At 73.7% G+C, this 14,061-nt stretch carries 11 protein-coding genes; 5 read left to right on the forward strand and 6 right to left on the reverse strand.

Annotated features, from left to right (window positions below; all coding sequences use genetic code 11):
- Nucleotides 1-196 precede the first annotated feature (196 nt).
- Nucleotides 197-1,366, reverse strand: a complete 1,170-nt coding sequence (locus tag ACFWBW_RS22420; RefSeq protein WP_385375012.1) for an NAD(P)/FAD-dependent oxidoreductase — start codon at nt 1,364-1,366, stop codon at nt 197-199.
- Nucleotides 1,367-1,414: 48 nt separating this feature from the next.
- Nucleotides 1,415-3,841: a collagenase gene (locus ACFWBW_RS22425; protein ID WP_385375014.1), complete on the reverse strand. Its 2,427-nt coding sequence runs from the start codon at nt 3,839-3,841 to the stop codon at nt 1,415-1,417.
- 180 nt (nt 3,842-4,021) lie between these two features.
- Between ACFWBW_RS22425 and ACFWBW_RS22430 the strand changes: the two genes are divergently transcribed.
- Entirely contained in the window at nt 4,022-5,410 is a 1,389-nt protein-coding gene (locus tag ACFWBW_RS22430) for an aminopeptidase P family protein (protein ID WP_385375016.1), read from the forward strand.
- A gap of 135 nt (nt 5,411-5,545) precedes the next feature.
- Here ACFWBW_RS22430 and ACFWBW_RS22435 read toward each other — a convergent pair whose 3' ends face one another.
- The 3 genes from ACFWBW_RS22435 to ACFWBW_RS22445 all read right to left on the reverse strand — a co-directional run bounded on the left by ACFWBW_RS22435 (nt 5,546) and on the right by ACFWBW_RS22445 (nt 7,701).
- Nucleotides 5,546-5,923 (reverse strand): hypothetical protein, encoded by a 378-nt coding sequence (locus ACFWBW_RS22435; protein WP_385375018.1) that lies wholly within the window; start codon nt 5,921-5,923, stop codon nt 5,546-5,548.
- A gap of 180 nt (nt 5,924-6,103) precedes the next feature.
- Nucleotides 6,104-6,502: a RidA family protein gene (locus ACFWBW_RS22440; RefSeq protein ID WP_385375020.1), complete on the reverse strand. Its 399-nt coding sequence runs from the start codon at nt 6,500-6,502 to the stop codon at nt 6,104-6,106.
- Entirely contained in the window at nt 6,499-7,701 is a 1,203-nt protein-coding gene (locus ACFWBW_RS22445; protein ID WP_385375022.1) for an acyl-CoA dehydrogenase family protein, read from the reverse strand. Before ACFWBW_RS22445 ends, ACFWBW_RS22440 begins: the two co-directional genes overlap by 4 nt.
- 162 nt (nt 7,702-7,863) lie before the next feature.
- Between ACFWBW_RS22445 and ACFWBW_RS22450 the strand changes: the two genes are divergently transcribed.
- The 4 genes from ACFWBW_RS22450 to ACFWBW_RS22465 all read left to right on the forward strand — a co-directional run bounded on the left by ACFWBW_RS22450 (nt 7,864) and on the right by ACFWBW_RS22465 (nt 11,681).
- On the forward strand, nt 7,864-9,510 hold the full coding sequence (locus ACFWBW_RS22450; protein WP_385375024.1) for an AMP-binding protein: 1,647 nt from the start codon (nt 7,864-7,866) through the stop codon (nt 9,508-9,510).
- 4 nt (nt 9,511-9,514) lie between these two features.
- Nucleotides 9,515-10,324 (forward strand): PaaX family transcriptional regulator C-terminal domain-containing protein, encoded by an 810-nt coding sequence (locus ACFWBW_RS22455; RefSeq protein ID WP_385375026.1) that lies wholly within the window; start codon nt 9,515-9,517, stop codon nt 10,322-10,324.
- A gap of 62 nt (nt 10,325-10,386) precedes the next feature.
- The gene (locus ACFWBW_RS22460; RefSeq protein ID WP_385375028.1) at nt 10,387-11,226 is read left to right on the forward strand and encodes a GNAT family N-acetyltransferase; all 840 of its coding nucleotides are present in this window, start codon (nt 10,387-10,389) and stop codon (nt 11,224-11,226) included.
- Complete coding sequence (locus tag ACFWBW_RS22465) at nt 11,223-11,681, forward strand: hypothetical protein (RefSeq protein ID WP_385375030.1); 459 nt, start codon at nt 11,223-11,225, stop codon at nt 11,679-11,681. Before ACFWBW_RS22460 ends, ACFWBW_RS22465 begins: the two co-directional genes overlap by 4 nt.
- Nucleotides 11,682-11,690: 9 nt before the next feature.
- On the opposite strand, the gene ACFWBW_RS22470 is transcribed toward ACFWBW_RS22465, so the two are convergent.
- Nucleotides 11,691-14,033 carry a bifunctional salicylyl-CoA 5-hydroxylase/oxidoreductase gene (locus ACFWBW_RS22470; protein WP_385375136.1) on the reverse strand — a complete coding sequence of 781 codons (2,343 nt, stop codon included), beginning with the start codon at nt 14,031-14,033 and terminating at the stop codon, nt 11,691-11,693.
- Nucleotides 14,034-14,061 lie beyond the last annotated feature (28 nt).

Genomic DNA, 14,061 nt, shown 5'->3' on the forward strand with positions numbered 1-14,061 from the left:
CCCGCGCCCTGTCGGAGTAGAGCAGAGGGCGCCTAAATCATGCAGTCCAGGCCGACACCCCACCCCGCCCCCGGCACCGGCCCCCACCCGCAGCCCCCACCACGTACAAACCGAGGCCGGCCACACCCCAGCCCCGCCGGCGTTTGAGGCGCAGGGGTCCGGGGACCGGTCCCCGGCAACGGCGCCGCACCCGGGGTCATCGCGGGGCCTCCGCAAAGCGGGCCGGCGCGAAGGGCGCCGGGTCCAGGACGGGAGCCTCCCCCGTCAGGAACCCCGCGACCAGCACCCCCGTCCCCGGCGCCAGCCCGATCCCCGCACCCTCGTGCCCACAGGCATGGAACAGCCCCGGCACCCGCGGGTCCGGACCGATCGCCGGAAGATGGTCCGGCAGATACGGCCGGAAGCCGTGGTACGTCCGCAGCACGCGCACGTCCGCCAGTACCGGAAAGAGAGCAGCCGCCTGCGCCGCCAGCCGCCGCAGCGCCTCCGTGGACAGCGACCGGTCGAAGCCGACCCGTTCACGCGTGGCGCCGATCAGGACCGGCCCCGCCGGGGTGCCCTCGACCACCGCCGAGGACTGCAGCGACGCCGACCCGCTCGCGACGTCCGCGATGTAGTCCGCGGCGTAGACCTTGTGCCGCACCACCCTCGGCAGCGGCTCCGTCACCAGGACGAACCCCCGCCGGGGCAGCACCGGAAGGCCGACTCCGGCCAGCTCGGCCACCGCTCCGCCCCAGGTGCCGGCCGCGTTGAGCACGGCCGGGGCGAGGAGGTCGCGGCGGGCCGTACGGACGCCGCGCAGCTCGCCCGCCGGGCCGCGGAGCAGCTCGGTCACCTCTTCTCCGAGGTGGACCTCCACACCCGGCGCCGCCGCCAGCAGCCGCGCCGCGGCCTGGGCCGGCTGGACCTGGGCGTCCTGCGGGTAGAGGAAGCCGCCCGCCAGGTCCGGGGCGAGGTGGGGCTCCAGTTCGCGCAGCTCCCCCGCCCCCACCTCGACCGCGTCGACCCCGGCCGCGCGCTGGCCGTCCGCGAAGCCGCCCAGGGCCTTCACGGTGGCCTCGGACGCGGCGACGACCAGGCCGCCCTTGGCCTCGTACTCGATCCCCTCCGGGAGTTCGAGCGCGAGCTCGCGCCAGAGTCGCGCCGAGAGCAGCGCGAGGTCCAGCTCGGGGCCGGCCTCCTTGTCGGAGACGAGGAGGTTGCCTTCGCCGGCGCCTGTGGTGCCGCCGGCGACCGGGCCGCGGTCGACGACGGCCACGCGGAGTCCGGCGCGCGCCGCGTAGTACGCGCACGCGGCTCCGACGACGCCGGCACCGATGACCACGAGGTCCGGGGACGGGGACGGGGACGGGAAGTGTCTGGGCACGGCAGTAATATGTCACATATCTCTAAGGGGGAACAGGGTCGGCCGAGGTCAGCCGCGCAGCGGGCCCTCGCAGCTGTAACTCGACGTACCCGCCACCCGGTTGGTCCAGATGTCCAGCGCCCCGAAGGAGCAGTTCATGTCGGCCAGGTTGTTCGAGGCCGCGCCCGCCCGGTCCAGGATGAAGTAGTCGACCGTCTCGGACATGTCCTTGAAGTTCTGGTCTTCGCTGCGCCAGTCCTTCAGGTTCGCCGTGATCCTGCCGGTACAGGTGAACCGGCGCTTGCCCGGCTCGCCGTTCTCCACGCAGTCCGGGGTGTTGTACGTGGCCGTCGCGAAGGTGGACTTCACGTCCGCGAGCACCGCGTCGCGCAGCTGCGCGTTCGGGGTGAAGGAGGTGTTCGGCACGAACAGCTGGTCGACCTTGGCGATCTGGGCGTCCAGGAACCGGTCGTAGCCGGTCTGGACGGCCGCGTCCCGCCCCATCCGGTTCCGCCAGGCGTCGAAGCCCGCCGGGTCGTCGGCCCGCAGGTACCCGTACATCTCCCGCAGCTTCGAGGGCTGCTCGGTCCACAGGAACTCGAAGAAGGCGCCCGAGTAGCCGTAGAAGCGGAAGCCGTCGTTGGCGTACGTGGCGTGCAGGAGCTGGTCCACCGACATGCGCGGGCCGCCGCCCGCCGTGTCGCTGATGATGCTCTTGATCAGGGACTTGCGTACGGCGATGCCGTTGTCGCGGGTCGCGCCGTCGAAGAACTCGGCGGTGCCCTCGTCCATGGCGGTCGTACGGTCGCCCTGGTACCAGGCACCCTGGCCGAAGGTGCCGGGGACGGCGAAGCGGCCGTTGAGGTAGTGCACGTACTCGTGGCGGAAGAGCTCTTCCAGGGTGAGCTGGGAGTCCTGCGGGACGCGGCGCTGGTAGGTGTAGAAGGTGGCGCCGTTCTCGATGTAGATGCCGCCGTTGTTGGTGCCGTAGCCGGTGAGGATCGGGTGGTAGTTCACGTAGTCGGCGCGGGAGGCGTAGAGCACGATGTTCAGGGTGGTGTTGGTGTCCCCGGCGATCGGCTGATCGGCGCCCACGACCCGGTGGTACTGGGTCTTGACCTGCTTGCTCGCGTAGTAGAGCTGGTCGACGGTGGCCCGGTCGAGGGCGGTGCGGACCTTGATGGCGCCGCTGTCGTACGTGTAGGTGTTCGGGAAAAGCTCCCGCTCGATGTCCTCCTTGCACACCCCGTACGGCTTGCAGGCCTGGTAGAAGTTGAGCCAGGAGACGGCCTTGGCCCACGGCTCGCTGCCGTCGCCGAAGGCGGCCCGGGCCGGGGCCAGGAGCGCGCCGAGGTCGGCGGTGACGGCATCCTTCAGCCCCGCGAGCTGGCCGAAACGGCCGAACTCGGCGATGGCGTCGCGCGCCACCCAGGCGTTCGCGGTGCCCTTGAGGTGGGCGTAGGCCGCGAAGTTCTTGAAGGTGGCGCGGTACGGGGCGTCGGCGGCGGCCGCCGCGTGGAACGCGGTGTCGTTGTTGTACACGCCGAGGTAGTTGACGGAGAGGGCCGCGAGCGCAGCGCCCGCCCAGGCGGTGTCCAGGTGCGTCGCGGTGTGCGACGGGTCCATGGTGGCCAGCACGTTCTTGATCAGGCCGAGCTGGTGGTGGCGCAGGCCGGGGGCGCTGCCGGCGTAGAGGGCCTCGCGCAGGGTGCGGGCGTTGGAGCCGGTGGCGTCGAAGCTGCGGGCCGCGCCCGCGAAGGCGGCGATGGCCTGGCGCATGGCGTCGACGGTGGGGGCGTCGGTGACGTCGATCTCGGCGCGGGAGTGGTCGTGGTAGGCCACGGCGTGCAGGTAGGTGAACATCTCCTCCAGATGGGAGGAGTTCAGGCCGTCGTGGGAGGCGGCCAGGCCGGATATCCGGCGGGAGACGGCCTGCACGTGGGCGTCCGACATGACGGGGGCCAGGCGGGCGTCCCAGGTCCAGATGAGGCCGGAGAGGCAGCCGCCCTTGGCCGCGGTGACGGCCGGGTCGGCGAGGAAGTCGGCGAACTGCTCCGGGGTGAGCCCGGTGATCCCGTCGAGGGTGCAGGGGACGCCCGCGGCCGTGCCCTGGGCGGCGGAGGCGGCGAGCCGGCCGCTCTTGGTGGCGGTCACGGCATCGGGCGCGGTGGCGGCGCCGGGCACCTTGCCGTCGGTGACGGCCGGGCCGCCCGTGTTCCGGCCGCCCGGAGCCGGGGCCGGCGCGGGGGCCGTCTGCTGCGCGTCGGCGAGGTGCTCGACCTCGTCGAACGGGTTCGCACCGGCCTCGGCGCCCGGGGCGCCGCCGAGGGGAGCCGTGGTGGAGCCGGCGAAGGTGCCGGGCGCGGTGGCACCCGGAGCGTCGGCGCGGGCGCCGGCCTCGGTGGCCTGGGTTCCGGCCTGGCCCGCCGTGGCGAGGAGGGTGACCGCGACGGCGGCGGAGAGGAGGGACGTGCGCACGACTCTGTGCTGGGACACCAAGGACTCCTGGCTGGGAGGGGCGGTGGGGAAGGTGCGGAACTGCCCTGCTTCACGCGGCGTTCGACGGGGATTGGGCGTGGATCAAGGGGGCGCGATGTGAGCTGTAACATAGTAATGTGAAATTGCACTGACAAGCCCTGTGCGCCCACCAGTTCGCATCTTCTTGAGGGAGCCCCTGTGACCGACACCCCCTCCCGCCCCACCACCGGGCTCAACATCGGCAGTCACGACCTGCCGGTGTCAGCCGAGTTGTCCCGTTTCATGGCGTCGGACTGGGCGGCCTCCCCGCTGCCGGACGCCACGCGCGTCCCCTCGTACGCCGTCACCCCGGCCCGCCGCGCACGGCTCTCCGCACGCTTCCCCGGGGAGCGCCTGATCATCCCCGCGGGCGAGCTGAAGGTCCGCAGCCACGACTGCGACTACCGCTTCCGCCCGCACAGCGCCTACGCCTGGCTGACCGGGCTCACCGGCGAGGACCAGGTCGGCCACGTCCTGGTCCTGGAACCGGCCGGCCCGAACGGGCACGAGGCCGTCCTCTACCTGCGCCCGCGCTCACCGCGCACCGGCGGCAACGAGGAGTTCTACCGCGACCGCCGCTACGGGGAGTTCTGGGTCGGCCGCCGCCCCGACCTCGCGGAGGCGGAGCGGCTCTCCGGCATCCGCTGCGCCCACCTGGACGCGCTGGGCTCCCCGACGGGGCGCAATGCCGCCGCCGACCCGGAGCTCGCCGTCGCCCTCTCCGAACTGCGCCTGGTCAAGGACGCCTGGGAGGTGGCCGAGCTGCAGCTCGCCGTCGACCACACCACCGCCGGGTTCGAGGACGTCGTACGGGACCTCCCGCGCGCGCTGGCCCACCCGCGCGGCGAGCGGTGGATCGAGGGGGTCTTCAACCGCCGCGCCCGGGCCGAGGGCAACGGCACCGGCTACGACACGATCGCCGCGTCGGGCGCGCACGCCTGCGTGCTGCACTGGATCCGCAACGACGGCCGGCTGAACGCGAGCGACCTGCTCCTGATGGACGCGGGCGTGGAGACCGACGGCCTCTACACGGCGGACGTCACCCGCACCCTCCCGCTGTCGGGCCGGTTCTCCCCCGTCCAGCGCCAGGTGTACGAACTGGTCCTGGCCGCGCAGGACGCGGGCATGGCGGCGCTGCGGCCGGGCGCGAGCTTCCGCGACTTCCACCGGGCCGGGATGCGGGTGATCGCGGAGGGGCTCGCGGAGTGGGGGGTGCTCAAGAACGCCGAGGGGGATCTGCACCGGCGCTACACCCTGTGCAGCAGCGGACACATGCTCGGGCTGGACGTGCACGACTGCGCGCAGGCGCGCGCGGACACCTACCTGGACGGGGTCCTGGAAGCGGGCCAGGTCCTCACCGTGGAGCCCGGCCTCTACCTCCAGCCCGACGACGAGACCCTCCCGCCGGAGCTGCGCGGCATCGGCGTCCGCATCGAGGACGACCTGGTGATCACGACAGAGGGCGCCCGGCTGATGTCGGGCGCCCTGCCGCGCACGGTGGCGGGCATCGAGGAATGGATGGGGAACCTGCTGGAGGGCGGCCGCTGAGCGGGCCGCACAGGCCTCACGGGCCGCCAGTCCGCGCAGGCCGATGAAGGAGGGCGGGCGGGCCCCGGCGCGGTTCACCGCGCCCGGGCCTCGCGCCTGCCGGCCGGTCAGTGAGTCAATCAGTCAATGAGTGAGTCAGTCGTTCCAGTTGTTCCCGTTGCGATAGCCGCCGTCGTTCCAGCCGCCGCCACCGTCACGCCAGTTGTTGCCGTTGTCACGGTTCCAGTTGCCGTTGTCACGGTTCCAGCTGTCGTTGTCGTTCCAGTTGTTGTCGTCGTTCCAGTTGTCGTGGTCCCAGTTGTCGTTGCTCCAGTTGCTGTTGTGCCAGTTGCCGTGCCAACTGTCGTTGTCCCAGTTGCTGTTGTCCCAGCACCAGCTGGGACGGTCGTTACCGCGCGAGGGGTCGCAGCAGTCACGCCACCAGCCGTCCCCGCGCCAGTCGTTCCCACGCCAGTCGGAACACCGGTCGTACGTCTGCGGCAGCCCCGAGGCAAAGGCACTGCTGACCGGCATCAGGCCGAGTGTGATCCCGGCGGCCCCTGCCACGGCTGCCGCAATGAACCCACGGCGCATAGTCATACACCTCCGAGAATGAAGGGTTGATTGGTCCGGATTACTCCGTTATGGGCCAATTCCACCCTCCCCCCTCCCCTGCCCACTGTCAAAGGCACCGGTGCTCACCAGCGAAAAGGCCTACGGGAGCACCGCCAGCCCGTCCAGCTCGACCAGCGCCGCCTCGTCCCACAGCCGGACCACGCCCACGACCGCCATCGCCGGATAGTCCCGGCCCGCCAACCGGCGCCAGATCCGGCCCAGTTCGCCGACGCAGGCCCGGTATTCGGCCACGTCCACGGCGTAGACGGTGACCCGCGCCAGATCGGACGGCGAGCCGCCCGCCGCCGCCAGCGCGGCCAGCAGGTTCGCCAGCGCCCGCTCGAACTGCTCCGGCAGCGCCTCCCCCACCACCTTCCCCGCCCCGTCGAGCGCCGTCTGCCCGGCCAGGAACACCAGCCGGCTCCCGCTCGCGACGACGGCGTGCGAGAAGCCCGTCGCCGGGGACAGCTCCTCCGGGTTGATCCGCTCCGGACTCACGCTTCCCCCACCCCCCGCGCCTCCTGCATCTCCCGCATCTCCCGGTAGAGCTCCTTGGCGATGATCGTGCGCTGCACCTCGCTCGCCCCCTCGTAGATCCTCGGCGCCCGCACCTCCCGGTACAGGTGCTCCAGCAGGTGGCCCCGGCGCAGGGCGGCCGCACCGTGCAGCTGTACCGCGTGGTCGACGACGTACTGGGCCGTCTCGGTGGCCAGCAGCTTCGCCATGGCCGCCCGCCGCGGCACCTGCGGGGAGCGCGCGTCCGCGTCGTAGGCCTCCGCCGCCGCGTACACCAGGAGCCGGGCCGCCTCGGTCCGGGTGGCCATCTCGGCCACCCGGTGCGCCACGGCCTGCAGGTCGCCCAGTACCCCTCCGAAGGCGGTACGGGCGGCCGTGTGCGCCACCGTCGCGTCCAGGGCGGCCCTGGCCATCCCGACGGCGAAGGCGCCCACGCTGGGGCGGAAGAGGTTCAGGGTGTCCATGGCCACCTTGAAGCCCCGGCCCGGCTCCCCCAGCAGGTCGGCCGGGCCGACCGGGACCCCGTCGAAGGCGAGCGCGCCGATCGGGTGCGGGGAGAGCATGTCGAGGGGCTCCCCCGAGAGCCCCGGCCGGTCCGCGGGCACCAGGAAGGCACTGACCCCCTTGGCCCCCGGGCCCTCGCCGGTGCGGGCGAAGACGGTGTAGAAATCGGCCTCGGGCGCGTTGGAGATCCAGCACTTCTCCCCGCTGAGCCGCCAGCCCCGGCGGTCACCCGGGCCCCCGCCCCGATCCCCTCCCCCGCCCTCGGGCACCGCTTCGAGCGCCAGCGCCCCCGCGTCCGAGCCGGCCCCCGGCTCGCTCAGCGCGAAGGCCGCCACCGTGCGCCCGGCCCGCACCCCGGGCAGCCAGCGCTCGCGCTGTGCGTCGCTGCCCGAGCGCAGTACCGGGTAGGCGCCCAGCCCCTGGAGGGCGAGGGCCGTCTCCGCCTCCGTGCAGCCGTAGGCGAGGGATTCGCGCAGCAGGCACAGTTCCAGTGCGCCCGAGGTGAACACCCGCCCCAGCAGCCCCTCTTCGCCGAGTGCGGCGAGCAGCGGCCGGTTGACCCGGCCCGGCTCCCCCTTCTCGGCCAGCGGCCGCAGCCGCTCCGCCGCCAGTGCGCGCAGCCGCGCGCACCACTCCTCCTGGTCGGTCCCGAGCGCGAATCCCGTGAATCGGGTCATCCGTATGCCCCAGCCTCTATCGCGTCCTGTTGACTCCCGTCACCATGACGATACGCTCGTGCTGCGTTCGCACGGCCCGGCTCTTCCACTTCGGTCCACAGTCCATACGCAGGGTCCGGCCCCCACCCGGGGCGCGGGCCGTCGCAAGGGGGCGAACCCGCCTTGGAGCTCAAGCCTTCCGCTCACCGAGACACCTTCGCGCGCGACCACCTGCCGCCCGCGCACGCCTGGCCGCGGCTGCTCTTCGAACTCCCCGCCCTGGCCTACCCCGACCGGCTCAACTGCGGCGTGGAGCTGCTCGACGCCACCATCGCCCGGCTGGGCCCGGGCCGCCCCGCCTTCCGCGGCGCGGACGGCACGGTGTGGTCGTACGGGGAGCTGCACGCCCGCGTGGACCGGCTCGCGCACGTCCTCACCACCGACCTCGGCGTGGTCCCCGGCAACCGGGTGCTCCTGCGCGGCCCGACCGGCCCCTGGCTCGCCGCGTGCTGGCTGGCGGTGATGAAGGCGGGCGCGGTGGCCGTCACCGTCCTGGCCCAGCAGCGTGCGCAGGAGCTGGCCACGGTGTGCTCGATGGCCCGGGTGAGCCACGCGCTGTGCCAGGCGGAGGTGGTGGACGACCTGGTGAAGGCCGGGGTGCCGGGTCTGCGGATCACCGCGTACGGCGGCGCGGACCCGGACGACCTGCTGCGCCTGGCGGAGCGGCATTCCGGGCCCTTCCCGGCGGTGGAGACCTCCGCCGACGACGTGGCGCTGATCGCCTTCACCTCGGGCACCACCGGGCGCCCCAAGGGCTGCATGCACTTCCACCGCGATCTGCTCGCGGTGGCCGACACCTTCTCCCGGGAGGTGCTGCGCCCCCGCCCCGAGGACGTCTTCGCGGGCAGTCCGCCGCTCGGCTTCACCTTCGGCCTCGGCGGTCTGGTGGTCTTCCCGCTGCGGGCCGGCGCCTCGGCACTGCTGCTGGCGGACGGCTCGCCGCGCCGGCTGCTGCCCGCGCTGGCCGAGCACCGGGTGTCGGTGCTGTTCACCGCGCCCACCGCGTACCGGTCGATGCTGGACACGCTGGGCCCGTACGACACGGGCGCCTACGACCTCTCCGCGCTGCGCCGCTGCGTCTCGGCGGGCGAGAACCTGCCGGCCGCCACCTGGCAGGCCTGGTACGAGCGCACGGGCCTGCGGATCATCAACGGGATCGGTGCGACCGAGCTGCTGCACATCTTCATCTCGGCGGCCGACGAGGACATCCGGCCCGGTACGACGGGCCGCGTGGTGCCGGGCTGGGAAGCACGGGTGGTGGACGAGGCGGGGCTGCCGGTCGCGGACGAGGTGCCGGGGCTGCTGGCCGTACGGGGGCCGGTGGGCTGCCGCTACCTGGCGGACCCGCGGCAGGGCGAGTACGTACGGGACGGCTGGAACCTCACGGGCGACACCTACGTCCGGGACGCGGAGGGCTACTTCCGCTACGTGGCCCGGGCCGACGACATGATCATCTCCGCGGGGTACAACATCGCGGGCCCGGAGGTCGAGGAGGCCCTGCTGCGCCACCCCGACGTGCTGGAGGCGGCCGTGGTCGGCCGCCCGGACGAGCGGCGCGGGCAGATCGTGGTCGCGTACACGGTCCCCCGGGAGGGCTCCGTCCTCACCGAGGACGCCCTGCGCACCTTCATGCGGACCGAGCTCGCCCCGCACAAGTGCCCGCGCACCTTCGTCTTCCTGCCGTCCCTGCCCCGGACGGCGACGGGCAAGCTGCAGCGCTTCCGGCTGCGCGATCAGGAGGGTCCCGGTCAAAGACACGAATTAGAGTGAAGCCGTGGTCGAGCAGCACACCCCGCGATCTCTGATCGTCACGTTCTACGGTGCCTACGGGCGGGCCTTCCCGGGCCCGGTCCCGGTGTCCGCGCTGGTCCGCCTGCTGGGCGCGGCCGGCGTGGACGCTCCGTCCGTCCGCTCGTCGGTGTCCCGGCTGAAGCGGCGCGGCTTCCTGCTGCCCGCGCGCACCGGGGACCGCGCGGCGGCGTACGAGCTCTCCGAGGAGGCCCACCGGCTCCTGGAGGACGGCGACCGGCGGATCTACGGGGCCGCCCGCCCGGCGGAGTCCCAGGAGTGGCTGCTGGCCGTCTTCTCCGTCCCGGAGCAGGAGCGGGCGAAGCGGCACCTGCTGCGCTCCCGGCTCGCCGGGCTGGGCTTCGGCGCGGTGGCTCCGGGCGTGTGGATCGCCCCGGCCCACCTGGACGGGGAGACCCGCCACACCCTGGAGCGGCTGCACCTGACGGCGTACGTGGAGCTCTTCCGGGGCGCCCACCTGGGCTTCGCCCCGACGGCGGAGTCGGTGGCCCGCTGGTGGGACCTGGCGGCGCTGGCCAAGCAGCACGAGGAGTTCCTCGACCTCCACGAGCCCGCCCTGCGCGCCCTGCGGGCGGACCCGGCCGTCCCCACCCCGGAGGCCGCCTACCGCGGCTACCTCCTCGCCCTGGACACCTGGCGCAGGCTCCCGTACGCCGACCCGGGCCTGCCGCGCGAGCTGCTCCCGGCGGACTGGCCCGGCGACCGCTCGGCGGCGGTCTTCGCGGAGCTGCACGAACGGCTGCGGGACCTCGGGGCCGGCTTCGTGGAGCCCTGATCCCGGCGAAGCCGGCGGGAAAAGGGGGTGTACCGCGCTCCGGACCGGGGTGATCATGTGCCATGACGTGGACCTTCACCCCTGACCTGACGGCCTGGCTGGCCGCCGTGCGCCCCGCCGTGGCCGCGCAGCCCGTGCCCAACACCCAGTTGCTCACGACCATGGACGCGCTGGAACGGCGGGGCCCGCACGCCTTCGGGTCCGAGCCGCCCTTCTTCGGCTCGTGGACCGGGGCCGACGGACGGGTCGCGGGCGCCGTGGTGCAGTGCCCGCCGCACCCGCTGCTGATCGGCGCGCTGCCCGCCGAGGCGGTCCGGGAGCTGGGGGCCGCGCTGGCCGCCGAGCCGCTGCTCGCCGGGGTCGACGCGCTCAACGCCCGCCGCGAGGACGCGCGGGAGCTGGCCGTCTCCTGGGGGAAGCCGACCGAGGTCGTGGAGGAGAACCGCCTCTACCGGCTCGCCGGGCTCATCGCCCCCGATCCCGCCCCGGCAGGGCGGGCCCGCCCTGCCGGAGAGGCGGACCTCCCGCTGCTCCTGGAGTGGGTGACCGCCTTCAAACAGGAGTCAGGCGAGGGCGGGGCCGCCTCCGAGGAGGCCCTGCGCGACCGGATCTCGTACGGGGGCATGCTGCTCTGGGAGGACGCCGGGACCCCGGTCTCCCTGGCCGGGTTCTTCCGCCCGGTCGACGCGGTGACCCGGATCGGGCCGGTCTACACCCCGCCGGAGCTGCGCGGCCGCGGCTACGCGGCCGGGGTGACGTACGCCGCGACCGAGGCGGCGCACGCGGCGGGGGCGCGGGAGGTGCTGCTCTTCACCGACTTGGCGAACCCCACCAGCAACGGCGTCTACCAGCGGCTGGGCTACACCCCCGTCGAGGACCGGGTGGAGGTGGCACTGGCATGAGCACCCCGGCAGGCGACGGGGAACCGGCCGAACCGCTCGAACCCGTCTGGATGCCGGCCGCGAACGTGGTCCTGTGGCGCCGCTACGGCGAGGGCGGCCAAGGCCAGCGCCCGGGCACCAGGATGTTCAAGGGCGGCGCGAAGGTGTACGTCCACGACCTGGTGAGCGGCTGGGAGGGCTGCCAGATCGTCGGCCGGCCACGACACGGCCGCGGGTACCGCTGTGCGTACCTGGCCATCCGCCACCTGCACGGCTTCCGGCCCGTGCTCGTACGGTCTCCCGCCGTGCTGCGGATCGCCGAGGGCTCGGTCTTCTCCGACAAGGAGGACGCGGAGGATTGCGCGGTGCTCATGGAGTACCGCGCCTGGGATCTCCGCTCCGGCGCCGGACCGTACTGGCCGCATCCGGAGCCCTGCCACTGCCACGAGTGCCTGACCCTGCGGCCGCACCGGTAGGCGGTGCCGCTACCCCCGCCCCGTCGGCGGCTTGCGGCTGCCGGCGCGGTAGGGGGCGGGCCAGGGCGCGGCCGGGCCGGTGTAGGACTGGTCGGCGGCCGCGTGCAGGGTCCAGTGGGGGTCGTAGAGGTGGGGGCGGCCGAGGGCGCAGAGGTCGGCCCGGCCGGCCAGCAGCAGGGAGTTGACGTCGTCCCAGGAGGAGATCGCCCCGACGGCGATCACGGGGACGTTCAGGGCGTTGCGGATCCGGTCGGCGTACGGGGTCTGGTACGCGCGCCCGAACTCGGGGGTCTCCTCCGCCACGACCTGGCCCGTCGAGACGTCGATGGCGTCGGCTCCGTGGGCCGCGAAGGCGGCGGCGATGGCCACCGCCTCCTCGGGCGAGGTGCCGCCGGGCGCCCAGTCGGTGGCCGAGAGGCGGACCGTCATCGGCCGGTCCGCCGGCCAGACGGCACGGACCGCGTCGAAGACCTCCAGCGGGAAGCGGAGCCGGTTCTCCAGCGGGCCGCCGTAGGCGTCGGTGCGGCGGTTGGTCAGCGGGGAGAGGAAGCCGGAGAGCAGGTAGCCGTGCCCGCAGTGCAGCTCCAGCAGGTCGAAGCCACTGCTCGCCGCCCGGACGGCGGCGGCGGCGAAGTCGGAGCGGACGGCGGCGAGGTCGGCGGCGCTCAAGGCCCGGGGCACGGAGGAGATTCCGGGGCGGTAGGGCAGTGCGGAGGCGGCCGTCAGGGGCCAGTTCCCCTCGGGCAGCGGATCGTCCATGCCCTCCCACATCACCCGGGTCGAGCCCTTGCGGCCGGAGTGGCCGAGCTGGACGCCGAGCGCGGTGCCGGGCGCGGAGGTGTGCACGAAGTCGGCGATCCGAGCCCAGGCGGCGGCCTGCTCGGCGGTGTACAGGCCCGTGCAGCCCGGGGTGATCCGGCCGTCGGCGCTGACGCACACCATCTCGGTCATCACCAGGGCGGCCCCGCCCAGCGCCCGCGCGCCGAGGTGGACGAGGTGGAAGTCGCCCGGCATGCCGTCGCCGGCCGAAGCCGAGGCCCCCCCGCCTGCCGAAGCCCCTCCGCCTGCCGAATACATGTCCATCGGGGACACCACGACCCGGTTGCGCAGCGTCAGCCCGCGCAGGGTGAACGGCGTGAACATCGGCGGGGTTCCCGCCTCGTCCGGGCCCCCGTCAGGCGCCTGCGGGCAGCCGAAGTCGCGCTCCACCGCGTCGGTGAAGCGCGGATCGCGCAGCCGCAGGTTGCCGTGGGTGACGCGCAGGCTGCGGGTGAGCAGGTTGAAGGCGAACTGCCGGGCGGGCTGGTCCACGTACCCGGCGAGTTCCTCGAACCACCGCATGCTGGCGGCGGCCGCCCGCTGGGTGGAGGCCACGGCCGGCCGCCGTGCGGCCTCGTACGCGGCCAGCGCGGCCGGGACGTCCGCCTCGGTCTCCACCGCCCGGGCCAGCGCGAGCGCGTCCTCGACCGCCAGTTTGGTGCCGGAGCCGATCGAGAAGTGCGCGGTGTGCGCGGCGTCGCCGATGAGCACCGTGTTCCCGTGCGACCAGCGCGCGTTGACCACCGTACGGAACTGCGTCCAGGCGGAGCCGTTGCCGCGCAGCGGCCGTCCCCGCAGGGCCTCGGCGAAGATCTTCGCGCAGCGCGCCGCCGAATCCGCCTCGTCGCAGAGGTCGAAGCCGGCGCTGTGCCAGACCTCCTCGCGCATCTCGACGATCACGGTCGAGGAGTCCGTCGAGTAGGGGTAGGCGTGCAGCTGCATCACCCCGTGTTCGGTCTCCGCGATCTCGAAGCGGAAGGAATCGAGGGCGAAGTCGGCGGCCAGCCAGATGTACCGGCACCGCCCGCCCGTCAGCGCGGGCCCGTAGTGCTCCGCCGCGGTCTCCCGGGTCGGGCTGTGCACCCCGTCGGCCGCGACCACCAGGTCGTACGAGGCTGCGAGCGCCCCGGGATCGGGCGCCCGGGTGCGGAAGCGGAGCCGGACCCCGAGGCCCGCGCAGCGCTCGTGCAGGATCTCCAGGAGCCGGCGCCGGCCCAGCGCGGCGAACCCGTGGCCGCCGGAGGTCAGCAGCCGGCCCCGGTGCACGATGTCGATGTCGTCCCAGCGGACGAACTCGGCGCTCAGGGCCGCGTAGACCACGGCGTCGGCCGCTTCGATGCCGCCGAGGGTCTCGTCGGAGAGGACCACTCCGAAGCCGAAGGTGTCGTCGGGGGCGTTCTTCTCCCACACGTCCACCGCGTGCCCCTGCCGGGCCAGCAGCGCGGCGGCGTACAGCCCGCCGGGGCCCCCGCCGACCACGGCGACGCGCAGGGCGGCGGGTGTCCGGCCGGTGCTCATCGAACCGGTGCTCATCGAACCGGTGCTCATCGAACCGGTGCTC

Origin of the sequence: Streptomyces sp. NPDC059957, from assembly GCF_042730015.1 — a bacterium.
GTDB lineage: Bacteria > Actinomycetota > Actinomycetes > Streptomycetales > Streptomycetaceae > Streptomyces.

What these genes read in the sequence shown, in the direction of transcription:
- ACFWBW_RS22435 (WP_385375018.1), bottom strand. Translation starts at nt 5,923, where the DNA reads ATGCCGGTCAGCAGTGCCTTTGCCTCGGGGCTGCCGCAGACGTACGAC.
- ACFWBW_RS22445 (WP_385375022.1), bottom strand. Translation starts at nt 7,701, where the DNA reads ATGACCCGATTCACGGGATTCGCGCTCGGGACCGACCAGGAGGAGTGG.
- ACFWBW_RS22460 (WP_385375028.1), top strand. Translation starts at nt 10,387, where the DNA reads ATGACGTGGACCTTCACCCCTGACCTGACGGCCTGGCTGGCCGCCGTG.
- ACFWBW_RS22465 (WP_385375030.1), top strand. Translation starts at nt 11,223, where the DNA reads ATGAGCACCCCGGCAGGCGACGGGGAACCGGCCGAACCGCTCGAACCC.
- ACFWBW_RS22470 (WP_385375136.1), bottom strand. Translation starts at nt 14,033, where the DNA reads ATGAGCACCGGTTCGATGAGCACCGGCCGGACACCCGCCGCCCTGCGC.